At 41.1% G+C, this 25,100-nt stretch carries 18 protein-coding genes; 1 reads left to right on the forward strand and 17 read right to left on the reverse strand.

Going from position 1 to position 25,100, the window contains the following annotated elements; all coding sequences use genetic code 11:
• Nucleotides 1-288: 288 nt before the first annotated feature.
• Both LMH66_RS00005 and LMH66_RS00010 read right to left on the reverse strand, forming a co-directional pair.
• Entirely contained in the window at nt 289-3,549 is a 3,261-nt protein-coding gene (locus LMH66_RS00005; protein ID WP_229367431.1) for a DEAD/DEAH box helicase, read from the reverse strand.
• A 120-nt stretch (nt 3,550-3,669) separates the two neighbouring features.
• Complete coding sequence (locus tag LMH66_RS00010; protein WP_229367432.1) at nt 3,670-5,622, reverse strand: monovalent cation:proton antiporter family protein; 1,953 nt, start codon at nt 5,620-5,622, stop codon at nt 3,670-3,672.
• Between the two features lie 191 nt (nt 5,623-5,813).
• Here LMH66_RS00010 and LMH66_RS00015 point away from each other — a divergent pair, with 191 nt between their 5' ends.
• The gene (locus LMH66_RS00015) at nt 5,814-6,707 is read left to right on the forward strand and encodes a GGDEF domain-containing protein (RefSeq protein WP_229367433.1); all 894 of its coding nucleotides are present in this window, start codon (nt 5,814-5,816) and stop codon (nt 6,705-6,707) included.
• A 76-nt stretch (nt 6,708-6,783) separates the two neighbouring features.
• Here the strand turns inward: LMH66_RS00015 and tilS are convergent, their stop codons facing one another.
• From tilS to pyrH, 15 genes are all read right to left on the reverse strand, one after another.
• Nucleotides 6,784-8,325, reverse strand: a complete 1,542-nt coding sequence (gene tilS, locus LMH66_RS00020) for a tRNA lysidine(34) synthetase TilS (protein ID WP_229367434.1) — start codon at nt 8,323-8,325, stop codon at nt 6,784-6,786.
• Between the two features lie 76 nt (nt 8,326-8,401).
• Nucleotides 8,402-11,875, reverse strand: a complete 3,474-nt coding sequence (gene dnaE, locus LMH66_RS00025) for a DNA polymerase III subunit alpha (RefSeq protein ID WP_229367435.1) — start codon at nt 11,873-11,875, stop codon at nt 8,402-8,404.
• 207 nt (nt 11,876-12,082) lie between these two features.
• Nucleotides 12,083-12,712 (reverse strand): ribonuclease HII, encoded by a 630-nt coding sequence (gene rnhB / locus LMH66_RS00030; RefSeq protein ID WP_102527895.1) that lies wholly within the window; start codon nt 12,710-12,712, stop codon nt 12,083-12,085.
• A gap of 44 nt (nt 12,713-12,756) precedes the next feature.
• A complete protein-coding gene (gene lpxB / locus LMH66_RS00035; protein ID WP_229367436.1) occupies nt 12,757-13,905 on the reverse strand; it encodes a lipid-A-disaccharide synthase in 1,149 nt (382 codons plus the stop codon).
• An 8-nt stretch (nt 13,906-13,913) separates the two neighbouring features.
• On the reverse strand, nt 13,914-14,684 hold the full coding sequence (gene lpxA / locus LMH66_RS00040; protein ID WP_229367437.1) for an acyl-ACP--UDP-N-acetylglucosamine O-acyltransferase: 771 nt from the start codon (nt 14,682-14,684) through the stop codon (nt 13,914-13,916).
• Nucleotides 14,681-15,142 carry a 3-hydroxyacyl-ACP dehydratase FabZ gene (gene fabZ, locus LMH66_RS00045; protein ID WP_220753863.1) on the reverse strand — a complete coding sequence of 154 codons (462 nt, stop codon included), beginning with the start codon at nt 15,140-15,142 and terminating at the stop codon, nt 14,681-14,683. Before fabZ ends, lpxA begins: the two co-directional genes overlap by 4 nt.
• 38 nt (nt 15,143-15,180) lie before the next feature.
• On the reverse strand, nt 15,181-16,200 hold the full coding sequence (lpxD, locus tag LMH66_RS00050) for a UDP-3-O-(3-hydroxymyristoyl)glucosamine N-acyltransferase (RefSeq protein ID WP_229367438.1): 1,020 nt from the start codon (nt 16,198-16,200) through the stop codon (nt 15,181-15,183).
• Nucleotides 16,200-16,697: an OmpH family outer membrane protein gene (locus tag LMH66_RS00055; protein ID WP_102527890.1), complete on the reverse strand. Its 498-nt coding sequence runs from the start codon at nt 16,695-16,697 to the stop codon at nt 16,200-16,202. Before LMH66_RS00055 ends, lpxD begins: the two co-directional genes overlap by 1 nt.
• Nucleotides 16,698-16,753: 56 nt before the next feature.
• Entirely contained in the window at nt 16,754-19,237 is a 2,484-nt protein-coding gene (gene bamA, locus LMH66_RS00060) for an outer membrane protein assembly factor BamA (protein WP_229367439.1), read from the reverse strand.
• A 30-nt stretch (nt 19,238-19,267) separates the two neighbouring features.
• Nucleotides 19,268-20,653, reverse strand: a complete 1,386-nt coding sequence (rseP, locus tag LMH66_RS00065) for a sigma E protease regulator RseP (protein ID WP_229367440.1) — start codon at nt 20,651-20,653, stop codon at nt 19,268-19,270.
• 14 nt (nt 20,654-20,667) lie between these two features.
• Nucleotides 20,668-21,858 carry a 1-deoxy-D-xylulose-5-phosphate reductoisomerase gene (ispC, locus tag LMH66_RS00070; RefSeq protein ID WP_229367441.1) on the reverse strand — a complete coding sequence of 397 codons (1,191 nt, stop codon included), beginning with the start codon at nt 21,856-21,858 and terminating at the stop codon, nt 20,668-20,670.
• A gap of 6 nt (nt 21,859-21,864) precedes the next feature.
• Entirely contained in the window at nt 21,865-22,722 is an 858-nt protein-coding gene (locus LMH66_RS00075) for a phosphatidate cytidylyltransferase (RefSeq protein ID WP_229367442.1), read from the reverse strand.
• A gap of 22 nt (nt 22,723-22,744) precedes the next feature.
• Nucleotides 22,745-23,569: an isoprenyl transferase gene (locus tag LMH66_RS00080; RefSeq protein ID WP_229367443.1), complete on the reverse strand. Its 825-nt coding sequence runs from the start codon at nt 23,567-23,569 to the stop codon at nt 22,745-22,747.
• Nucleotides 23,570-23,652: 83 nt separating this feature from the next.
• Nucleotides 23,653-24,210 (reverse strand): ribosome recycling factor, encoded by a 558-nt coding sequence (gene frr, locus LMH66_RS00085; protein WP_102527884.1) that lies wholly within the window; start codon nt 24,208-24,210, stop codon nt 23,653-23,655.
• A gap of 118 nt (nt 24,211-24,328) precedes the next feature.
• Complete coding sequence (pyrH, locus tag LMH66_RS00090; protein ID WP_102527883.1) at nt 24,329-25,060, reverse strand: UMP kinase; 732 nt, start codon at nt 25,058-25,060, stop codon at nt 24,329-24,331.
• Nucleotides 25,061-25,100 lie beyond the last annotated feature (40 nt).

A 25,100-nucleotide genomic window follows, 5' to 3' on the forward strand; every position in this document is an offset into this window, starting at 1 on the left:
ATCCAAGAGGGTATTGCTGTTGATACCCTCTTGGTCGGGTGTGGGTGGAAAATCCACGACTTTGATTCAGATTTAAATTTAGATTTAGATTTAGATTTAGATTTAGATTTAGATTTAGATTTAAGTTTAGATTCTATTCAAATATATAAATCATTAGCTAACGAAAGCTGCTAAAAATCTTGGGGCATAAACGACTTGCCCTACCCCGTTTCGACCAGCAAAAATGCCAGAAACTATCAATAATCGCCATCCTGAATAAACAACCGCAGTGAAATACGCCGCTGTTAACTAACGCAATAATGACAATAAATCGTCCGCATTACCTTGCCATTGACTCTTGGCACTACCCGCTAAAATACTGTCAGCTAAGCTTTGTTTATGCTGCTGCATTTCTTGAATTTTCTCTTCAACTGTTCCTTGGGCAATCAACTTATAAACAAACACCGGATTTAGCTGCCCTATGCGGTGCGCTCTATCAGTTGCTTGTTTTTCAGCTGCTGGGTTCCACCAAGGATCAAAGTGGATCACAGTATCTGCAGCGGTTAAGTTAAGCCCTGTTCCGCCAGCTTTTAAACTGATCAAAAATACGGGTACTTCACCTTCTTGGAATGCATCAATTTCAACCTGACGATTACGGGTTTGCCCAGTGAGCTTACTGTAACTAATCCCCATTTTGATAAATTCTTGCTCGATAAGCGCAAGCATCCCAGTAAACTGGCTAAATATGAGGATTTTACGCCCCTCTTCCACCATTTCAGGTACATTTTCAGTTAGCCAAGTTAGTTTGGCATTATTCTCAACATGTTGAGCTTGTTCGAGTTTCACTAAGCGTGGATCACAACATGCTTGGCGTAGCTTAAGTAATGCATCTAAAAATTCAATATGACTACTTGAAACACCTTGTTTAGCAAACAGTTCACGCAGCTTTTTCTCCATCACTAAACGGATACTTTCATATAAATTACGTTGGTCTTTTTCAAGCTCAAGCGTTTGCACTATAATGGTTTTTTCAGGCAGTTCCGACATCACTTCAATCTTAGTACGGCGTAATAAGAAAGGCGCAATACGGTTAAGCAAAATCGCCGATTTTTCAGTGTCAGCTTGCTTTTCAATAGGTCCTCTAAACTCTTTGTTAAAGTAGGCGTGCTGGCCTAAAAGCCCGGGTAAACAAAAATCCATTAACGACTTTAATTCACCTAAATGGTTTTCAAGCGGCGTACCCGAAAGACATAATCTAAACTGGCCTTTAAAGGTTTTCAGCGCTTGAGTCACTTTTGCTTGGGCATTTTTGATTTGCTGCGCTTCATCTAAAATGATGTGCTCAAAACTGTATTCACTGTAAACCATTTCATCGCGCAAAATTAATGGATATGTGGTCACAATGACATCATAATCTTCAATTTTATCTAACAGTGCTTGGCGCTTGTTACCATGTACCACCAGCACTTTTAAATCTGGGGTAAATTTCTGTGCTTCTTTATACCAATTCCCGACAAGGCTGGTAGGACAAACAATCAGGCTGGGTCTGGTTTTCCCAGAGGTCGTTCTTGCTGGAGTATTTAAGCTGGTACTCACTGCAGATGCTTTCATCTGTTTTGCTTTTAACAAAAATGCTAGTGTTTGAAGCGTTTTACCTAAGCCCATATCATCGGCAAGGATCCCGCCTAATTGGTACTCTTTCAGGAAACAAAGCCAATCATAGCCTTGTTTTTGATAATCACGTAACGTGGCATTTAAGCCTGTTGGTAACTCAACAGCTTGAATACCTTTAAACTCTGACAATTTAGTTGCAAGGTGCCTGACACGCTCACCGTTTAATAAACGGATATCACTTTCAGATAACTCATTGAGTAAGTCAGCTCGGTTACGTGGTACTTCTAATAAGTCGCCGCCGCCTCGTTGAAACAGTTCTTGGATTACCGAAATCAAAGGTTTAATGGTTTTGGCTTTTATCTTCACAAATCGGCCATTTGGCCCTGGTAGGATAAGTTCTTGCTCATCATCAGGCTCGCCATTTTGCTGTAGCCAACGAGCAACTAAACTCAATAAAGGCACGCTTTGGCCTTCGATATCCGCATTAAGTGATAATGAGAACCAGCCACTGTCTTCATCGTCATCTAAATCGACTTCGATGTCTGCATCAATAATGTTGAGATCAAACTCAGGTGCAAACTCCACCTCATAACCTAAGTCTTCTAAGGTCATGATCCCAAACGTGGTTAATTGCGCCCATTCGTTCACCATTTCAGGCATCAAACCTAGACTATAAAAACAGGCTGAATGATTGGTATAAGTTAATAAACTATTATCAATGGCTTGTAACTGCAGGCTTTGTAAACATGCTATTGCTTGCGCTTCACCTTCTAGTTCTCGATGAATTTGATATTGCACTTTACCTTGTTTAATTAAGCTGATTTTCTCACGACTCACTTTACCTGCAATCGCAATATCACCATAAGCAAACTCAAGTTGTAATACTGGTTGAAGCACCGCGCTGTCATTGAGCTGCACCATGGCAAAGGTTAATTTTACCTTTAATGGATCTTCAATCTCATGAAACTCTATCTCACTGGGAACAGGCACACTTTTAGGCGAGAAATGACGTAACATTTTGTCGCTGATCGAGTCGACCTTATCCAGCGGCACTGGCGGCATTTGTTGTAATAGCTTGAGCTTTTCAACAGTTAAATCCGTTGCAACTGCACCAATTTTTAAATAGTCCAAATCAACGAACATCGGCGGACAAGTGGCAATAAATTCCCAGTTGTCTAATTCAGGCATGCTCATACTAATTTGCGTATGACGTGCATCAGTTTCTTGCCAAACAAAACCGGGAGCTACGGGATGTGTTATTGCTAATGGTGTGCGGCTCTCTTCCCAAAAACATGTGCCTAATTCCAGCATTTTGTTCAATGCTAATGCACAAATTTCACCTTCTAGATAAATCTTTGAGGCACTTTTTGAAGAAGATAATAACAAGCTGATTATCTGGCTATCTTCAGGGTTAATCCACCAAGGAAGATGATACTTAACATCGTTTAAGGCGACTTTACTGCCTTTGTTGTATTGGCCTTTCTTATTCAATTTGCTGCGCTTGAAGTCAACAAAAATGCCATGATGATCGCTAGATAAAGAGAAGATGATACGATCTTTCTCTTCATCCTCTTCTTCGACTGGATTAATAAGATCTTGTTTTTCTAACTGCATTAACCACTGACTTAAGCGTTGCTCTTCAACGGGCTTTTTGTCAATTAGGGCCAAGAGTGCTGCTGCAACATGCTTACAGTTGCTTGCAACAGGACAAGAGCAGTGAGATTTCATCACAATTTTATGGTTCACGTTAACCAAGGTTATATCTTGTCGATAAGGCTCAATCGCAGAGCCCACCACGTAAGATTCAATATTATGATTCTCTTGGCTTGCATGTACTTCAAGTACACGCCCTTCAATTAGATAGTTCTGTGCTTTTTGAAGTTGAGCAGAAGAAAATAACTTAGCAATAAGGTCTAAGCTAATTTTAATTGGAAGATTAAATAATTTGGCCGACATGCACTATTCCATACAAGCTGTAGCAAGAAAAATTGGCTACACAACAACGAACGTAACCATCCATTGTATGGAAGAAGATGGCAAAATTCTACTGTATTCGGCCATCTTCAAAAAAAACCATCACCCTTGTAATAAATACTCTTCAGCAGTTTCTATTGCACGGGGTTTTCCCACTAACATAATGATGTCTTTACGTTGAAATACCCAATCCTCAGGCGGAGGACTAATTTCCTCTCCTTTTCGCCTTACAGCGCGTATTTCAGCCCCTAACTCAGACCATGGAATAGCCGTCAACGTCTTACCTACCGCGTTAGAACCTGTATCTAAAGACACCGCATGCAATAACTCAAGGGTGAAGTCGGTTTCTGCCCCAGTAAAAAAGCCGTGCAGATATTGATAATGATTGCGTCGTTCTGATTCAAGACGCTTAATAATTCGCGGCAAAGGTACACCACATTTATAAAGTACCTGTGACACAAGCATCAAACTGCCTTCTAGTTTTTCGGGGATAACTTGTGTTGCGCCCATTTCCTTTAAGCTATCAAGCTCCGCATCATCTGTGGTGCGTACAAGAATTTTAGTCTCTGGGGCAAGCTTTCTCGACAATGCTAAACAATCTTCAACTTGCCTTGATTCGCCAAAGGTAATCACCACCATACTGGCGCGGCGAATACCAATTTGTTTTAGCAGCCCCATTTTACAAGCATCACCGAAGAATACGGGCTCACCAGCAAGTTTGGCTTCTGACACACGTTTAGGATCTAAATCTAACACCACAAAAGGCACAGCCTCTGTTTTTAAAAAGCGGGCAATGGTTTGGCCCACACGGCCATAACCTAAGATCAATACCAAATCGCCGTCTTCTGGTGGTGGTAATTGAAACTCATCTTCTATTGTCGATTTTTTTGATGTTTTACCTTCAATCTTTTGCGCAATAATAAGACTATTTCGAACAAGCCATGGCGCTATCGACATTGAAAGCACCGCAACCATGACAAATATCGTGCTCATCTGAGTTTCAAGCAGTTCATAATTAACCGCTAGCGCCAGTACGACAAAACTAAATTCGCCTACTTGTGCAAGGCTGATAGCCGTACTTAACGCTACTTTAAATTGCTCACCACCCAGTTTAAGGATCCCAAACACCACTATGGTTTTAGTTAATAACACCGCGATTAGGATCAATAATATTTGCCACCAAAATTCAGCGACAATTGAGAAATCAAGCAGCATACCAATGGAAATAAAGAACAGACCCATTAACAAGTCACGAAACGGTCTTATATCGGCTTCGAGTTGACGGCGATATTGGCTTTCACCTAATAGCATGCCAGCAATAAATGCCCCAAGCGCCATTGATAACCCAAGCCACTGAGTAAACGCGCCCGTCACTAATACAACAACCAAGGTTGAAAGAACAAACAACTCGTTTGAGCGAGAGCGTGCAACTTCATCAAATATGCGCGGTAGGATCCACTTACCAAAAGACATTAAACCAATAAACGCTAAGATCCCTGTCAGCATTCCCCATGCAATTTCAAGAAAGCCTATCGGCTCGCCGTTGGTTGATAATAGCGGTAATACAATCAATAAAGGCACGACGGCAATGTCTTGAAACAACAGCACACTGACCGATAGCTCGCCATGCCGTCTTCGCATCCAGCCTTGCTCATTGACTAGCTTAAGGACAATTGCAGTTGAAGAGAGTGCCACTGCAGAACCAATCACCACAGCTGAAATCATGTTTTGCCCAAATAGCAAAGCCACTAACCCTGCAATGAGTGCAGTAAAAGTCACTTGCGCACTACCTAAACCGAATACTGTGCGCCGCATTGACCAAAGTTTAGGTACCGAAAACTCAAGCCCTAAACTGAACATCAGTAATACCACTCCAAGCTCAGCCACAGAGTGCATTTGTTGTTGAGTAAACCAATGAAAACCACTAGGGCCGCTCACAACACCTGTCAGTAAATAAGCAAGAATAGGCGGCAACCCAAATCGTCGAAGTATTGAAATTGCCACAATAGCAATCACCAACATTGAGAGAATATGGATAAAAATGCTGTGCTCCATAAATACGTGTTCTCCGAGTCAAAAAACCAACGATTAAAGAAACAGTCTATTAACAAAGTAGTTCATTAACAATAACCATATGAAAATAAGGTATAAAAAATAGTAGGCGCACTTTTTGCATTAGTTATACAAGTTAACAACAAACGTTTCACCACTTTTGCAGGAAGCAATCATCGAATGAGGTACTAACAATGGATTACGCAATTGCTTCACAGCCATATCCAGAACAAAACTGGGGTAAATCAGCGTCTTATACAAAATATAACAGCGCTAACTCAGAACGTAATTTGATGAATATCCTGCAGCAAATGCATTCGAGTTTAGACCCTAGAACAGTGTTTGCCAGCTACGGCAAAACGCTCGGCCAACTATTGCCGATCCAGGGGTTGCAACTTAATCAACAGCTCAAACTTAACTGGGGACGCTGTCATGGTTTAAACCAACAACGTGTTATCAGTGGGTTTGGTGAGCCATACAGCATTAAATATTATCTAACAGCGCCGTTAACACCGAGCCAAACACTGCAATTAAACAAACTTGAATCATTGTTTTCTCAGCCATTTTTTAATGCGATTAAATTTGATCAAATGTCTAATAAGGCTATGTTTGATGCGTTGACCGGTTTAGGCAATCGTTACTACTATCGCCAAACCATTAAAAATGCATTGGCGAGAGCTAATCGTAACCAAGGTAATATTGCTTTGTTAGTTTTAGACTTAGACAATTTTAAAAGTCTAAATGATAAACACGGTCACAAGTTAGGTGACACGGTATTGTCTGAATTTGCGGAATTAATCAATGAAGCCATTCGCAATACCGACCAAGCGTTCCGCATTGGTGGTGATGAATTTATTATTATAGCCCAAGGAAATGAACTCGAAATGACACCTTTGTGTCAACGCATTATTGCAGCAATGGCTGAGCACCCATTAATGCATGCTTTTAATGTTCAGTGCAGCATCGGTGTGACGGATTCGACCGTTTCAAATGTGCAAGATAAGTTATATGAAGCCGCCGATAAAGCGCTATATAGTGCGAAAGCTGCAGGAAGAAATTGCTTTAATATGAGCAACAAAAACCTTTAACTGGATATGCGAATTAGTATATCCAGTAGTTAAGAGGTTTTATTAAACTAAGTGCATTGGTTTTATCGTTGAGATATTAAGACGTAAAAACAAATCCCAATGTTTGCTGCTTGGCTAAATAACGCTTATCGACCCAAAGTCCCACTGCTGCAACAAGGTTATCATTATAGAAAACCAGTGGAATTTGACTTCTGATCCAAGGCGGCACGGCAAGTTCTTGCCATATTTTTTTAAGCTCACGTCCTTTATCTCTAAAGTGAGGCTGACAACGTGTACTGCCTTTAGCGCCGAATACTACACTCACTTGTTCACCATTAGGCAGCCTTAACCGCACTCCATCTGTTACAACATTCACCTTCAAACGATTAATCCCAGCTTCAGTGCTTATTAGCTCAGAGCTCGGTAATTCAGAGCTTACTAATTCAGAGTTTATTGGCCTAGTGCTTATTAACTCAGAGCTCGGTAACTCAGAGCTCTCTAACTCAAAAAAAGCACCCGAAATAAGCTCTGACTGAGGCTTAGTAACAAAATTGACCAGTTTATCTGTAATCAGCTTCTGATCTTTCGCCAACTCAGCCAGCTTAATTGCAGGAACAATATAAGCTTTACCTGCAAAACGCTTTATTGAATAGTCGCCACAATGCACATTGACTTTGGCATCATCCGCGGCATATAGCACTTGTTCTAGTACTTGCTCCAGCTGAGACTGAGATGGCAAATTAAACCCTTGAGACTGAATATAGCCCCGAAGCAATAAGCTTTGCCATTGAGTCGATTGCTCTCGCAACTCTAGTAATTTAAAAGCGGAATAGTGACCAACGCCTGAATCATCAATAAATGCCGGTAAGCGATTATTCACTTCTTGCTCGATAACTTGTTGCTGTTGAGCACACAAGTTAGCACTTCTTGAAGCGGTGACTGCTATGCTTGGCCAACGTTGTTTCAAACGTGGAATAATATCTTGGCGTAAGAAGTTCCGATCAAATTGTTCGTCTTGATTGCTTTCATCTTCAATGTGTTTAAGCTCCACAGATGCAGCAAATGATTCAATTTGCCCTTTTGAGACATCCAGCAATGGCCTAACAATCCAGCTGTGTTGATTAAAAGGCTGAATGACCCCCATAGCTGCTAAGCCTTTAGGCCCTTGCCCACGTTTTAACGCTAATAACAGTGTTTCAAGTTGGTCGTCTTGATGATGAGCTGTAAGTAATATATCGGAAGGATTAAGATACTTTTTAAACACGTTGTAACGTGCTTCTCTCGCGATTGCCTCTAAACTTTTACGCGGCGCTTTAGTTAAATTAATCCGTTCAATTTGAATAGGTAATTGATACTTGGTAGCTTGAGAAATACAGTGTTCAACCCAAGTATCTGCATTAGCACTTAAGCCATGATGTACATGAACTAATAGACAAGGAATATGAGGGTTCTTCTGCGCAAACAAACTTAACCCATAAGCTAAGCATTCCGAATCAACACCGCCACTGTAAGCTAATACTAACTTCGCTGATTGATTGTTCAAGGCTTGGGCTGTCACAGGCTCAGTTGCTATAGCCTGTGTTTGCATTAAAGGTAAGGTATAACGCTCAAGAGCCTGACAAATATCATTCACTGTCATCTTAGTTCATTCCATAAGTAGCAGGCTCAAAGACACGGTTCATTAAGCAATAATCATCATTGAACATATTAATCAATTAAAAAACAATTTTCACATTATTAGAGCCGACTAAGCTTTCAATGGCTAACATCAGTTCATCAGTTGGATTCACCCGCCATTCATCACCTAGAGTTAACTGCCCCGCCGCTTCTTGCTGCTGATAATGAATAATCACCGGTACACTGCCATTTTTCCATGGTGATAATGCCTGCTCGAACTGCTCTAGCCAAGCTTGATTGATATCATCAGCGGTAATATTAATTTCTACCGCATTAGCAAAGTGACTGCGAGCCTCGCCTATTTCGATGATATTTCGGGCGGTCATACGATTACCGCCAGCAAAATCATCAAAGCTAACTTCACCCTCACAAATCAAAATCTTATCTTTTTCTAAAAGGTGGTTAAATTTTTCAAATGCTTCAGTAAATAGCATGACCTCTAAACGCGCGCTTTTATCATCTAAGGTAACTAAGCCCATTTTAGAGCCACGTTTAGTAATCATCACTCGGGTAGCAATCACTAACCCTGCCGCTTTCATGGTTTTGCCGCGATCAGTTGGGTGAACATCTTTTAAACGACCTGAAGTGTATTGCTTTAACTCTTTTAAATACTGGTTGATTGGGTGACCAGTTAGATATAAGCCTAGCGTATCACGCTCACCTTCTAACCATATCTTGTCAGGCCAAGTTGCACATTGTACAAAGTTTTGTTTGTTGTCTTCAGGCTCTGAATTTAATAAGCCAAACATATCATTTTGGCCAATGGCTTCAGCTTTAGCATGTTGTGCTGCGGCTAAAATCGCTTCTGGCAAGGTGGCCATCATCGAGGCACGATGTGGGCCTAAGTTATCTAATGCGCCGGCGCAAATAAGCTTTTCAATCACACGCTTATTCAGCTTTTTAAGATCAATACGTGCACAGAAGTCAAATAAATCGGTAAAAGGTCCATCTTTACGCGCGTTGAGAATGGACTCTACAGGACCATCACCCACACCTTTAATCGCACCAATACCATAAACAATATTAAGGTCATCATCGACGGTAAACTTAAACAGGCCTTTATTCACATCAGGTGGAATAAGCGGTAGCCCCATTCGTTCACATTCATCGACTAAGATAACAATTTTATCTGTGTTATCCATATCTGCAGACATTACCGCAGCCATAAATTCAGCAGGGTAATGTGTTTTGAGCCATAGGGTTTGATATGACACTAAAGCATAGGCTGCTGAGTGAGATTTGTTAAAACCGTAACCTGCGAACTTTTCAACCAAATCGAAAATTTTCATCGATAAGGGGCCGTCTACACCGTTGTTGATCGCCCCTTCTTCGAAGGTGCCACGCTGTTTAGCCATTTCTTCTGGTTTTTTCTTACCCATTGCACGACGAAGCATATCTGCTCCACCAAGGGTGTAACCAGCAAGTACCTGTGCAATTTGCATTACTTGTTCTTGATACAAAATAATGCCGTAGGTCGGTTCTAACAGCTCTTTTAATGACTCATGCTGATATTCAGCATCAGGGTATGACACCTCTTCACGGCCATGCTTACGTTCAATAAAGTTATCTACCATGCCTGACTGCAGTGGGCCTGGACGGAAAAGTGCAACCAGTGCAATCATGTCTTCAAAACAATCGGGCTGAAGACGCTTAATCAAATCTTTCATACCGCGTGATTCTAACTGGAATACCGCGGTAGTTTCGTAACGTTGCAATAATCTGAATGATTTAGGATCGGTTAAGCTAATAGATTCAATTCTTACCGGATCTTCACCCACTTTTTCTAGGCGTGGATTAATCATTTGCAGTGCCCAGTCAATAATCGTTAGGGTTCTTAATCCCAAGAAATCGAATTTTACTAAGCCTGCAGTTTCAACATCATTCTTATCGAACTGGGTTACTGGGTTTAAACCTTCAGCATCGCAATATAGTGGTGAAAAGTCTGTGATGACGGTTGGCGAGATAACAACACCACCGGCATGTTTACCCGCATTACGTGTCACGCCCTCTAAGCGGCGACACATATCAATCAGCTCACGAACATCTTCATCTGCGCTATAAGCTTCAGGAAGCGATGGTTCCACTTCAAAGGCTTTTGTCAGTGTCATCCCAGGTTCAGCTGGGATCATTTTCGTGAGGCGCTCAACAAAACCATATGGATGACCGAGCGCACGACCAACATCTCGTACAACTGCTTTTGCAGCCATGGTGCCGAAGGTAATAATCTGCGATACAGCGTCACGACCATATAGTTCGGCTACGTGATCAATGACTTCATCACGACGATCCATACAGAAATCAACGTCGAAATCAGGCATTGAGACACGTTCAGGGTTTAAGAAACGCTCGAACAGTAAATCATATTCTAGTGGATCTAGGTCGGTAATTTTAAGCGCATAAGCCACCAGTGAACCCGCACCAGAACCACGGCCAGGTCCAACGGGGATATCATTATCTTTACCCCATTGAATGAACTCCATTACGATCAAGAAGTAACCAGGGAATCCCATCTGGTTAATTACTTTCAATTCAATATCAAGGCGTTCATCGTACTCTGGACGTTTTTCTATTCGCTCTTGTTCGTCTGGAAACAAAAACTCAAGTCGTTCCTCTAATCCCTTCTCTGAAATATCAACGAGGAAATCCTCAATAGATAAGTCACCTGTTGGAAAGTTAGGTAAGAAATACTCATTTAGACGAATCGTCACGTTACAGCGTTTAGCTATTTCCACAGTATTGGCAATTGCCGACGGGATATCAGCAAATAGTTCGCACATTTCTTCTTCGGTGCGCAAATATTGTTGTTCACTGTATTTTTTAGGGCGGCGAGGATCGGCTAAGGTGAAGCCGTCATGAATGGCGACCCTAATTTCATGGGACTCAAAATCATCGGCCTTCAAAAAAACAACTTGATTGGTTGCGACGACTGGCAAATCATTTTCTGAGGCGAGTTTAACCGCCATATGTAAATAGCGTTCTTCGTCGGGACGTCCTGTTCGAATGAGCTCTAGAAAATATCGATTTTCGAAATGGGTTTTATAAAACTCGACTAACTCAGTCACTTGAGTTGTATTATCTTTTAATAGCGCCTTACCGACATCGCCCTCTTTTGCCCCTGAAATTAATAAAATACCTTTATTAAATTTGACCAACCACTCTTGGTCAATTACAACGCGACCATTAATCTGACCACGTAAGTAGGCTTCACTGATCAACTGAGTCAAACTCTGATAACCATCATTATCTAAGGCAATGATGGTTAGTGCGCAAAAGTCGTCATCAAAACCTGGCACTTTCATCCAAAAATCGGCACCGACAATCGGTTTGATGCCCGCGCCATGACAACCACCGTAGAATTTAACTAAACCACAAAAATTATTTTGGTCGGTTATGGCTAAAGCCCCCATTCCAAGCTCTGAAGCTTTAGCTAGAATAGGTTTAACTTTTGCCACGCCATCAGACATGGAAAAATCACTGTGAACACGAAGGTGGACGAAACGAGGATCGGACATAGATTATAATATCTTTGGAATGCGTGATTAAAAGGAAAAACCGCTGACCAGATTAGCAAACTAACCCAGTTTATAATAGTGAATTATCAATATTGCGATGTCGAGATTGATTTTTAAATGAGCTGAAAAACATTTACTCTATCCATCTGTATTAATTAGAGTAACAGCTCATCCGACTTATATTAAACGTAGATATTTGATTGAGAATTAACTTTTATTTAAAAGCGCCATCACTGGTTTAAAGCTCTTACGATGCTCATCTAAAACCCCGTGGGCCTCAAGTGCTTCAAAGTGAGCTTTTGTTGGGTAACCTTTATGATTGGCAAATCCATATTGAGGATAACGCGCATCAAGCTCAGTCATTTCTTTGTCTCGAGTTACTTTAGCAATAATTGATGCTGCACTGATAGCTGCAACGAGTCCATCACCTTTGATGATTGCGTGACTTTGAATGCCAAAGTCTGGAGAACGATTACCATCAACTAATACCCGCTCTGGAGTAATTGATAAACCCGCAACTGCACGTTGCATTGCTAACATGGTTGCATGGAGAATATTTATCTCATCAATTTCAGCCGGTGTTGCTCGCCCTATGCTAATCGCTAAGGCTTTATCCATGATTTCGGTAAATAAAATGTCGCGGCGTTTCTCAGACAGTTTTTTCGAGTCATTTAATCCAGTAATCGGATTGTTAGGATCTAATATGACTGCAGCGGTAACAACGTCCCCTACTAGTGGGCCACGACCGACTTCATCCACACCAGCAACTACACCACGGCTAATGTATTCAACTTGTTCAGGTGTAATGCCTTTTATCACCGCAGGAATTCTACTCATGACACTTTCTCTTGTGATGGGTTATTATTTTGGATAATGGTTCGTTAGCGCTCGTTTATCACTTTAATTACTGCGTCGGCAGCACGGTCACTCGCATTACAACGAAGTGTTAGGTGCATCTTTTCAAACTCCGCTTTCAAAGGTGCAAAATCGATATTCAACTGTTCAATTACTGCTGCGGCAATATTATGTTCATTACATTCGTCTTGGACAACTTCCGGAATTAAAGCGCGATCGGCTAATAAATTGGGTAGCGAATAATGTTCAAGGCTCATCAGTCTTTTAGCGATACTATATGTCAGCCTATTCACGCGATAAGACATGACTGTCGGACGTTTAACTAGCATAGCTTCTAAAGCTGCAGTACCTGATGCTAATAATATTGCATCTGATGCTGCCATTACTTCACGAGACTGCCCTTCAATCAATTCGATTTCTAAGTCAGGAGCAAACTCTTTAAGCGCGGCAACAAATTGTTCTCTGCGAGCTTGATTAACTAATGGCGTGACAAACTTTATATCTGGATATTTCTGTTTAACGATGACAATCGCCTTGATAAAAGGCTCTGCAAGCTGTTTAAGCTCACTACCACGAGAACCTGGCAATACCGCTAGGTACTCAGCGTGAGGATCTAATCCGAGTAATTTGCGTGCAGCAAGTTTGTCACTTTCCATTGGAATATCATCAGCCAATGTATGACCTACAAAAGTGCAAGGCACTTGGTACTTATCGTAAAATGCTTTTTCAAAAGGCAGTAGCGACAATACCATGTTAGTGGCTTTTGCTATTTTAAAGATTCGTTTTGGACGCCAAGCCCAAACAGATGGACTGACATAATGAACAGTTTTAATACCTTTATTCTTAAGCTTTAACTCAAGACCGATATTAAAATCAGGTGCATCGATACCAATAAAACAGTCAGGTTTCGCTTGGCATATTTCTTCAATTAGCGTTGCCCTAACCTTGAGTAATCTTGGTAATCGTCCTAGGACTTCAACAATCCCCATCACAGCAAGCTCTTCGTAAGAAAAAAAGCTTTCAAAGCCTAATGCTTCCATCTGCGGGCCGCCAATGCCGATAAATCGGGCATCTGGATATTGTTTTTGCAAAGATTTAATTAATCCTGCACCTAAAATATCGCCGGAGATTTCTCCGGCGACCATTGCAAATATACGAGGGGTATTATTTGTCATTATGTATTCTATCGAATGATCCCACGAGATGAGCCATTAATAAAATCAACCATACCTTTAACGTATTCATCAGTTTCAGCATCTTCTGTGATTTCAGCGAGTGCTTCTTCGATGGTTAAGTTTTTACGGTACAGCGACTTATAAGTACGACGGATTGCATGTTGGGTTTCTTTGGTAAAGCCACGACGTTTAAGACCTTCAGCATTTAAGCCTCGAGGAATCGCCGGACTACCAGCAGCCATTACAAACGGAGGTACATCCTGGAAAATAGTTGATGAGCCTGCAGTAAAAGCATGCGCACCAATATGCACGAACTGATGAACGCCAGTCATTCCACCCAAAATAGCCCAATCACCAACATGGACATGACCTGCGATAGATGCATTATTTGCCATGATGATGTTGTCACCTAAAACACAGTCATGAGCAATATGCACATAAGCCATCAATAGGTTGTTTGAACCAATACGGGTTTCACTGTTATCTTGAATTGTGCCGCGGTGAATAGTTACGTTTTCACGGATAATATTATTATCACCCATGATTAAGGTCGTAGGCTCACCGGCATATTTTTTATCCTGACACTCTTCACCGATAGAAGAGAATTGGAAAAAGCGGTTACCCTTACCAATGACACTAGGGCCTTTGATAACAACATGAGAACTGACCCAAGTGTCGTCGCCAATTTCAACATCAGCGCCAATATAACTCCATGGGCCAATGGTGACATTATTGCCAATTTTTGCGTCAGGGTGTACGAATGCTAACTTATCAATCACTTGTTGATCTCTCTACGTGCACACATGATTTCGGCAGAACAAGCTAGTTCACCATCTACGAATGCCTGTCCTTCGAATACACCAATCCCTCGGCGCTCTTTAATCATTTTGACATGAAAATGAACTTGGTCACCAGGAGACACAACGCGTTTAAAACGCGCCTTATCGACACCAGCTAGCAAATATAAAACATCTGGTGAAGGCTCAGGGCTCATGGTCTTGAATGCCAATAAACCTGTTGCTTGTGCCATAGCTTCAATAATAAGAACACCAGGCATAACAGGCTTAACTGGGAAGTGACCTTGGAAAAATGGTTCATTAAACGTCACGTTTTTAATCGCATGCAAAGATTCACCCACGGTATAATCTAATACACGGTCAACTAACAAAAATGGATATCTATGAGGAAGATACTGAAGAATTTCTTCAATATCCATTGTATTTAATTGGTTTGACACGCTTAATTCCTCGCAATGGCTCTGTCGAGCCATGACTTCTAATCTTTAATTTTCTTTTCAATCGTTTTAACACGATTGAATAATTCGTCTAAGTGGCGAAAACGAACAGTATTACGACGCCACGTCTTGTTATCCATTGCAATTGTAGCAGATGAATACAGACCTGGTTTACGAATATCACTAGTTACATTGGTACTACCAGATACTTGAGTCCCGTCAACGACATTTAAATGCCCTGAGACACCACAGCCGCCACCGAAAATACAATACTTACCGATTTTTGTGCTACCAGCAATAATTGTGGCACCCGCAATTGCAGTATTCTGGCCAATGATACAGTTGTGTGCAATTTGCACTTGGTTGTCGATTATCACACCATCATGAATTTCTGTAGGAGAAAGTGCGCCACAATCAACAGTTGTTCCTGCACCTATCTCGACTTTATCGCCGATTCTCACTCCACCAGTTTGCGGTATCTTAATCCAGTTACCTTTTTCATTAGCATAACCAAAACCATCAGAACCGATGATAGAACCTGAGTGGAAAATACAATCCTGACCTACAATGACATTATGGTAAAAAGTTACATTCGCTTTTAAGCAAGTCCCAGAACCAATAATAGATTGTTCTCCGACGACAGAGCCTGCACCTATTTGAACATCATTGCCAATAATGACATTTGCGCCCACGACAGCATTGGCAGCAATAGCCACATTATCGCCTAATTGAGCAGAAGGGTCGATTTGAGCTGACGGATGAATGCCAGTAGTCACTTTCGGAGTGGTATCAAGAAGTTGAGCTATTCGGGCAAAGCCGACATAAGGATCTTTCAAAACTAAAGCATTACCTTGGTAATCTTCAGCATCTTTTTCACTCAATAACACCGCACCAGCTTGAGAAGCCTCAAGCTGTGCACGGTACTTACTATTGGCTAAAAAAGAAAGTTGATCTTGAGTCGCATCTTCTAAGGTCGCTACACTGGTTATGACCAATGATTCGTCACCTTGTATTGATGCGCTCAACAGCTGACCAAGCTCTTTTAAAGTCACAGTTTTCATTAGTTGCCTTTACTTAACACTTGAACAACTTTATCGCTGATGTCAGCGTCAGGCTTAACGTAAATAACAGCACCACGTTGAAGAACGATATCATATGATTCTTTTTCAGCGATGGTGTCAATAGCCTGTTGAACTTGAACTAACAGCTTGTTTTGCTCTTCACCTTGACGACGACGCATGTCTTCATCTAGTGCTTTGCCTTTAAGTTGGAAGTCTGATTTTAATGACTCCATTTTACGAACAAGATCTGTTTTTTGGCTTTCGCTCATCAACGCACCGTCACGTTGCTGTTTTTCAACCATAGTACGCATTTCTTCTTGCATTTTTTGTACTTCAGCAACTCGATCACCAAATTCAGTTTTTAGTGATTGTGAAATTTGTTCACGTTGAGGTAGTTGCTCAAAGACTTCGCCCATATCAACCACAGCAATTTTTTCAGCATGTGCCATCATAGGTGCACTTAAAAATGCCATTGTTACTAACGCGCGATTTACCATCTTTTTCAAAATAGACTCCTTGTTATGATCAGCAAAACTTGCCGAATATATTTGTTTTAGAATGTTTTGCCAATATTAAACGAAAATATTTCAGTTTCATCATCTTCGTATTCTTTAATCGGCCAAGCCAAGCTAAACACCATAGGTCCCATCGGTGATAACCATTGAACACTCATACCCCAAGAGGCACGGATTCGACTTGGGTCACTATAATCTTCCAATTTATCAAACTCATCGGCTGGAAGATATCTATACGAGTCATAATCAAACTCGGTATCCCATACGTTACCAGCATCAACGAAGAAACTAGTACGTACTGAATTAGAATAAGCCTCATCCAAGAACGGAGTTGGAACAATCATTTCCATACTGGCAGTCGCAATGGCGTTACCACCAATAGAACGACCAGAACTCACTTGAATTTGGTTAGGCTCACCAGGTAAAGAACAGCTGTCACCAGATGGATCCGGTGCACATGGTTCACTACCACGGTAGAGATAGAATGAACGTGGACCAACAGAGTTAGACTTAAAGCCACGTAATGAACTACTACCACCTGAATAATAGTTTTCCCAGAATGGTAAAATTTGATCGTTCTGGTTGAAGCTACCATAACCATTCGCGTAACCTAATCGAGCTCGTGTCAATAATACAAAGCCGTGATTTCGGGTTAATGGTAAATAGAAGTTAGTATCTAAATCTGTTTTAAAATACTGCAGATCTGAACCAGGAATTGTCGCCTTAGCACTAAAGCGCTGTGACGAACCATCAGTTGGGAACGTACCACGGTTTAACGTACTACGAGACCAGCCGCCATTCATCTCAAAGTTATCAAAACTTAAATCAGCATTAGGATCATCAGACTCACGATATACATTATAAAAACGTAATGCTTGTTCATATGCTGAAATTTCAGAAATCGAGTTATGACGATAACCAATGCCACCGTTTAAGCGGTTATATTCATTGACCGGAAAACCTGAGTTTAACGCGATGCCGTATGATTTGTTTTTATAGCGCTCAAGGTTAGCCTCGTTCGCATCAAATTCATTCCAGTAAATACTCCCGCCTAAACTCACGCCATCTTTAGTGAAATATGGGTCAGTATAAGAAAAGTTAACATTTTTAGAGTACTTGTTAGTATTCAAGCTGACACCAGCCTGATTACCAGTACCTAAGAAGTTACTTTGCTGAACACCAAACTGAAGACTCAAACCAGACTCAGTACCGTAACCCACACCAGCATTAAACGAACCTGAAGGTTGCTCTTTCACATTAAATGCAACGTCAACTAAATCATCGCTACCTGGAACTTGTACAGTCTCGGTATCTACTGTTTCAAAGTATCCCAAACGGTTTAAACGCGCTTTTGATTGCTCAACTTGCGCCGAGTTCAACCATGCACCTTCCATTTGGCGCAGTTCACGACGCATGACTTCATCTTTAGTAACCGCGTTACCACTGAAGTTGATTGAGCGAACGTAGACACGCTTACCTGGATTAACATTAATATTTAATGAAACCTCTTTGGTTTCGTCGTTAATTTCTGGGAAAGTTTTAACTTCTGGGTATGCATAACCAAAACGACCTAAATATTTACTGTACATTTCTTCGGTGAAAGTCACATCACCGCCGTTGTACATATCGCCTTCTTTGATTGGCAAAATAGCCTTCATTAACTTTTCACGGCCCATTAGTTCGCCGGTTAAGTTAACTTCAGACACTTTATATTTTTCACCTTCATCAACATTGATGGTGATATAAAGTCCCTTTCTATCTGGAGTCATTGCAACTTGAGTCGAACTGACTTCAAATCGAATATAACCCTGATTATGATAATAGGTTTTAACCGTCTCTAAGTCAGCTTGAAGCTTTTGTTTTTGGTAACGACGTTCACCGAATAAATCCCACCAAGCAACATAATCTTTAAGCTCAAGTAAGCCGATAATTTCAGAGTCTGAAAATACTGAGTTACCCACCACGTTAATTTGGCGAATTTCAGCCGCTAAGCCTTCAGTGAAGTTGAATTTAAGTTCAACACGGTTACGAGGTAAATTGATAACTTCCGCTTCAACTTTTGCACCGTATTTACCCACACCGTAATAGAAATCCTGTAGGCCTTTTTCAATGCCAGATAACATGGTTCTATCAAGTGACTCACCGATCTTAATACCTGAGCCATCCAAGCTTTCTTGGAGCTGCTCATCTTTAATATCTTTGTTACCTTCAAAGGTAACTGCACTGATTGTTGCACGTTCTTTTACAGTCACAATCAATACGCCGTCTTCACGGGCAACATTGATCGTTTCAAAGTTAGTGGAGGCGTACAAGCTTTTAATCGCTTGTTGTAATTTTACTTGGTCAACAGTATCGCCCACTTTAACGGGGAGACTTAACAAGGCAGCACCTAGTGCAACTCGTTGTAAACCATCAATCTGGATGTCGGTCACTTCAAATGGTTGGAAAGTCTCAGCCACACCATTGCCTGAAAATGACGCGCCGACTAAAATCATCGAGGCAAAAAGTTTATTCAATCTCATAGAGCACTTCTAATTATTTGTGTTCCCTGCTCAGAGTCTGGAAAAATCGTTAAAAAGCGCAACGCTCATTAACAACAGCAGCATAGCCGCACCAAACCTGAATCCTATATCCTGTACCTTCTCTGGTACAGGCTTACCCGTAATCACTTCGATAAAGTAATACAGCAAGTGTCCCCCATCAAGCACTGGCAAAGGCATTAAGTTTATGATGCCTAAGTTCACACTGATGAGTGCGATAAACCCGAGAAAATACACCAATCCATAGTCAGCACTGGTACCAGCACCTTGGGCTATAGAAATCGGACCGCTCAAGTTTTTCACCGACACATCGCCGGTAAATAGTTTTCCAATCATTTTAAAACTGACAACCACCAGTTGCCATGTTTTATCTGCAGCAGCTGTAAAGGAATCTACTATGCCATACTCAAGCTGGAAGCGCATACTTTCAGGCCAATCTATTTGAGTCGGGCTAACACCTACAACGCCAATTGTTTCCCCATTAGCATTTGTCTGCGCCTGAGGAGTAACAATGATGGTCTTTTGTTTGTTTTCTCTTAGAACAGTTAGTTCTACATCTTTGTCCGCAGACGTTTGTATCACATCTACAAAACCATTCCAATCTTGATAAGGCTGACGATTAATTTCGAGGATTTCGTCGCCTAAAGCTAACCCTGCCATCTCAGCAGCACTGCCTTTAGTAACCAAAGCAATAATAGGTTCAATACCTGGGCGATAAATACCCAATCCCATTGCTGTAATCGGTGACTCTTTATCAGGATCAAATTGCCAATTTCTGATATCCAGCTGATACGTTGTTACTTGAGTTTGTTCTTGTGCTGAAGTATTTTGTGCAGATAAAGAAAGCGGCATTAGGCTAATATCCAGCTCTGTACCACCTATATGACTCACCAATGCAAGGTTAACTTCTTCCCAGTTTCTCACCTTTTGCCCTGACACTGAAACAATTTGCATAGGTTCTTGCAGCTGAATTTGTGCCGCAGGTGTATTCACTCTTGTTGTATCAATGACAGGCTTCAGGGAAGAAACACCAATCATGTACATAATGTACAAGGCAACTATCGCGAACAAAAAGTTAGCAATGGGACCCGCTGAAACTACAGCAATACGTTGCCAAACAGTTTTACGATTGAAAGCTTGATCTTTCAACTCATCAGGTACGTCTTCAACACGTTCATCCAGCATTTTGACATAGCCACCCAATGGCAACATTGCAATGACGTATTCAGTTCCATCTTTGCCTATTTTGCGCCATAAGGTTTTACCAAAACCAATAGAAAAACGTTCTACTTTGATACCACAACGACGTGCGACCCAAAAATGTCCGTATTCATGTGCAGTAATCAAAATACCCAGTGCGACAATAAATGACCCTAGGTTCCAAAAAAAATCGAACATCGTTCTCCTACGAACTAGTTAATTGCTTTGATTGCTTCTTTAGCGATAGTACGAGCTTGTGCATCTAAACTCATAATATCTTCGATACTGCTTAATGAAGATTGAGGCGTTTTTTCTAAACAAACCTCGTTAATGCGAGCAATATCTGTAAATTTAATTTGTTGCTGTAAAAATGCGTCAACGGCTATTTCGTTGGCAGCATTTAACACTGTTGTTGCTTCTTGGCCTTTTTCGCAGGCTTGCATTGCCAGTGCTAAACAAGGGAAACGATTATAGTCAGGTTCACAGAAGCTTAATTCTCGGACTTTGAAAAAATCCAAAGGTTCAACTCCAGCGTAAATTCTTTCAGGAAAAGACATACAGTGAGCAATCGGTGTACGCATATCAGGGTTACCCATTTGCGCGATAACCGAGCCATCTAAATACTGCACCATTGAATGAATGACACTTTGAGGATGAATAACAACTTTGAGTTGTTCGGCATTGGTATTAAACAACCAACGAGCCTCAATAAACTCAAGACCTTTGTTCATCATAGTCGCTGAATCAACTGATATTTTAGGTCCCATTGACCAATTAGGGTGATTACAAGCTTGAGCAGGGGTCATCGCATCTAACGTAGCAAGATCTGCTGTTAAAAATGGTCCACCTGAACCTGTCAGCAAAATATGCGAAATACCCGCAGCGGATAAATCACATTGGCCAAGATTTGATTGCACTTCTGCTGGCATGCATTGAAAAATCGCATTGTGCTCACTATCAACTGGAAGTAACGTAGCGCCACTGTCGCGAGTCGTATTCATAAAGAGCTCACCGGACATTACCAAGGCTTCTTTATTGGCTAACAATACCCTTTTACCTGCTTTTACAGCTGCAAATGTAGATCTTAGCCCCGCTGCGCCAACAATTGCTGCCATCACAGTATCAACACTGGATGAAGTCACTAAGCCAATCAGTTCATCATCACCAGTAATAACTTCTGTCGCAAGGTTAGCTGGCAGCATTGACTTAAGTGTTTTCGCAGCTGTTGCATCCACCATATGAGCAAAACGAGGCTGGTGCTTAATACAAAGCGCTAACATTTTATCCACGCTTGAATTGGCCACTAGGCCATAAACCTTAAACTGCTCAGGATTATGACTCATCACACTTAATGTGCTGCTACCAATCGAGCCCGTGGCTCCAAGAATAACCATATTTTGCATGGTAAATTAAATCCAGAACGCTAGGTAAATAAAGGTAAAGACAGGTAATGCCGCTGTTAGGCTATCCATTCTATCTAATACACCGCCGTGTCCTGGTAAAATTTTACCAGAATCTTTAATATTGGCAGCACGTTTAAACATGCTTTCAGATAAATCACCAAATGCAGAAGCAACGGCTGTGATTAAGGTAACTGCTATCACTAAACCTAACTCTTGTTCTGGGGAGTAATACATCACACCAATAACAACAGCCATAGTCGCGGCTAAACCACCACCTAAGCCTTCTAAAGTCTTATTTGGGCTAACATTTGGCATTAGTTTATGTTTGCCCAATGAGCGTCCAGCGAAATAAGCACCAGTATCAGCAGCCCAAACCACTAACATGACTAAAAACACTAAACTAGCACCAAAGTATGGGGCAACGTTTGCACTGATTGATTTAAGGGTAATTAACGATACAAAACAAGGGATAAGTGTCAATTGGCCAAACATGGATTTAAGCATGTGGCTGTCTTTCCAGACGCTACCACTTTTAGGAAAGCTAAATACTAATACTGTACTAACAATCCACCAAAATAGACCAATGGTAATAATGGCAAAATAAATAGGGTGCAATTGCCCCTTAAGCCATAAACTCTCGACAGGGACAAAGAAGTTAAGCGCCACTAGAATAAGCGAAACAGTGACTGTAAATGTCCACTGGGTTGCAGTGCAATTAGGGTCAATAAAACTACCCCACTCTTTTGCACCAATCATAAAGACAGGGATTAACACCCAAGCAAAGTACTCAGTAGGAAGGAAGAATATGGCGCCAATCACTAATGGAAGTAACCATAACACTGTAATAATTCGTTGTTTTAACAAAGCAAAAGCCTCTTAAATATTTTTAAATAGCACGTATTTCTTCGATTTGACTACCCGTCAAACCAAATCTACGTTGCCTACTGGCAAAAACAGCAAGGGCATCTTTAAATGCCTGCTCATTAAAATCTGGCCACAAAGTCTCAGTAAAGACTAATTCCGCGTATGCAGCCTGCCATAAAATAAAGTTACTAATACGGTAATCACCGCCTGTACGTATCATCAAATCAACTTCATTTTGCTCATTCATGCAAAGCTGTTGATTTAATGTTTCTTCAGTCAATTCACTTGATTCAATTTCACCTTGAGCGACTTTATCTGCTAGCTTTTGAGCCGCTTGTAAAATATCCCAACGCCCGCCGTAATTTGCGGCAACATTGAGAACCAACCCTGTATTTCCTGCTGTTTGTTGTTGTGCTTTGTCAATCTGTTTTTGTAAACGTGCAGAAAAACGACTGATATCCCCAATGATATTTAATCGAACTTGATTATTGTGTAACAGTTTTATTTCTCTTTGTAAGACAGAGAAAAATAATTCCATTAATAAACTGACTTCTTTATCTGGTCTACGCCAGTTTTCGCTTGAAAAAGCGAATAAGGTTAACGACTCAATACCCAGTTGACTGGCGACACTCACAGTGCGGCGCACTGCTTTAACTCCAGCCTTATGACCAAACACTCTTGGCTTTCCTTGTTGCTGAGCCCAGCGACCGTTACCGTCCATAATTATAGCGACGTGTTTAGGAAGCGACTGCTTAACCACATCAGAAAGTTGACCAGGCAAAATTTCCGACGATTCTATATCAGCACTCGATTGTGTTTTTGGCTCATATCCAACAGTGGATGACATCTATTACAACCCTTTCAAATAGACAAACGCCGTGTAGTATAACCTTACACGGCGCTTTAACTCTAGCTTTGCTAGGACGAGAATTAGACTTCCATCAATTCTTTTTCTTTAGCAGCTAAAATTCCATCAATATTTTTGATACTTGCGTCGGTGAACTTCTGAATTTCATCTTCACTACGACGAACATCATCTTCAGTACACTCTTTCGCTTTTTCAAGCTTTTTGATTTCACTGATAGCGTCACGACGTACATTACGTACGGCAACACGACCATTTTCAGCTTCACCACGTACTACTTTAATGAAATCTTTACGACGTTCTTCAGTTAATGCAGGCAATGGGATACGCATTGCGTTACCCGCAGTCATTGGGTTAAGACCCAAATCAGAACTCATGATCGCTTTTTCTACAGCTTGAACCATAGTCGCATCGAATACGGTTACATTTAGGGTACGAGAATCTTCAATACCAATATTTGCAACTTGCTTAAGCGGTGTCATTGAACCGTAGTAAGACACTTGAATTGAATCAAGTAGGCTTGGGTGAGCACGACCAGTACGTACTTTAGCCATTTGGTTTTTAGTAGCATCAACACACTTGTTCATACGGTCTTGAGCATCTTCTTTAATTGTATCAATCACGATAAATATCCTTTTGGTCACAAATACTTATAATTTGAACGACTCTCTGAGAATGGCACATAGATTTTACTATGTCGACAGTCGTACAAATGAAAATTGTCAGCTAAAAACTAACCTATTAAGATTTAGTTTTAATATGCGTGCCTTCTTCTTCACCCATGATAACACGACGTAAAGCACCAGGTTTATTCATGTTGAAAACTAAGATAGGCATGTCATGGTCACGGGCTAGCGTAAATGCAGCTAAGTCCATCACCTTAAATTCATTTTCTAATACTTCATCATAAGTTAATGAGTCGTATTTTACAGCTTCAGGGTCTTTCATAGGATCAGCTGAGTATACGCCATCAACTTTTGTTCCTTTTAATACCACTTCCGCTTCAATTTCAATACCACGTAAACACGCAGCTGAATCAGTTGTACAAAACGGGTTACCTGTACCAGCAGCGAAAATAACAACTCGGCCAGACTTTAATAAACTGATTGCCTCTGCCCAATTATAATCGTCACACACACCTTTTAAAGGAATTGCAGACATCAAACGAGCATTGACATAGGCACGATGCAAAGCATCACGCATTGCTAAGCCATTCATTACGGTTGCAAGCATACCCATATGGTCACCAACAACACGGTTCATACCAGCTTGTGCTAAGCCTTCACCACGGAATAGATTACCACCACCAATAACAACCCCAACTTGGATGCCAAGTTCAACTAACTCCTTTACTTCTTGCGCCATACGGTCAAGAACTTTAGGGTCAATACCGAAGCCTTCTTCGCCCATTAACGCTTCGCCGCTTAACTTTAAAAGAACGCGTCTAAATGCAGGTTTTGGATTGGTGCTCATAATTTTTTCCTAATTATAACAAAACCGCAGCGGTTGCTGC

Source organism: Shewanella sp. 10N.7, assembly GCF_020806285.1.
GTDB lineage: Bacteria > Pseudomonadota > Gammaproteobacteria > Enterobacterales > Shewanellaceae > Shewanella > Shewanella electrodiphila.

Excerpts from the sequence above, each read along its gene's own strand:
- dnaE (WP_229367435.1), bottom strand. The coding sequence starts at position 11,875 with ATGTCCGATCCTCGTTTCGTCCACCTTCGTGTTCACAGTGATTTTTCC.
- LMH66_RS00055 (WP_102527890.1), bottom strand. The coding sequence starts at position 16,697 with ATGGTAAATCGCGCGTTAGTAACAATGGCATTTTTAAGTGCACCTATG.
- tilS (WP_229367434.1), bottom strand. The coding sequence starts at position 8,325 with ATGACAGTGAATGATATTTGTCAGGCTCTTGAGCGTTATACCTTACCT.
- bamA (WP_229367439.1), bottom strand. The coding sequence starts at position 19,237 with ATGAGATTGAATAAACTTTTTGCCTCGATGATTTTAGTCGGCGCGTCA.
- rseP (WP_229367440.1), bottom strand. The coding sequence starts at position 20,653 with ATGTTCGATTTTTTTTGGAACCTAGGGTCATTTATTGTCGCACTGGGT.
- LMH66_RS00010 (WP_229367432.1), bottom strand. The coding sequence starts at position 5,622 with ATGGAGCACAGCATTTTTATCCATATTCTCTCAATGTTGGTGATTGCT.
- lpxD (WP_229367438.1), bottom strand. The coding sequence starts at position 16,200 with ATGAAAACTGTGACTTTAAAAGAGCTTGGTCAGCTGTTGAGCGCATCA.
- pyrH (WP_102527883.1), bottom strand. The coding sequence starts at position 25,060 with ATGAGCACCAATCCAAAACCTGCATTTAGACGCGTTCTTTTAAAGTTA.
- LMH66_RS00080 (WP_229367443.1), bottom strand. The coding sequence starts at position 23,569 with ATGTCATCCACTGTTGGATATGAGCCAAAAACACAATCGAGTGCTGAT.
- lpxB (WP_229367436.1), bottom strand. The coding sequence starts at position 13,905 with ATGACAAATAATACCCCTCGTATATTTGCAATGGTCGCCGGAGAAATC.
- rnhB (WP_102527895.1), bottom strand. The coding sequence starts at position 12,712 with ATGAGTAGAATTCCTGCGGTGATAAAAGGCATTACACCTGAACAAGTT.
- LMH66_RS00005 (WP_229367431.1), bottom strand. The coding sequence starts at position 3,549 with ATGTCGGCCAAATTATTTAATCTTCCAATTAAAATTAGCTTAGACCTT.
- LMH66_RS00015 (WP_229367433.1), top strand. The coding sequence starts at position 5,814 with ATGGATTACGCAATTGCTTCACAGCCATATCCAGAACAAAACTGGGGT.
- ispC (WP_229367441.1), bottom strand. The coding sequence starts at position 21,858 with ATGCAAAATATGGTTATTCTTGGAGCCACGGGCTCGATTGGTAGCAGC.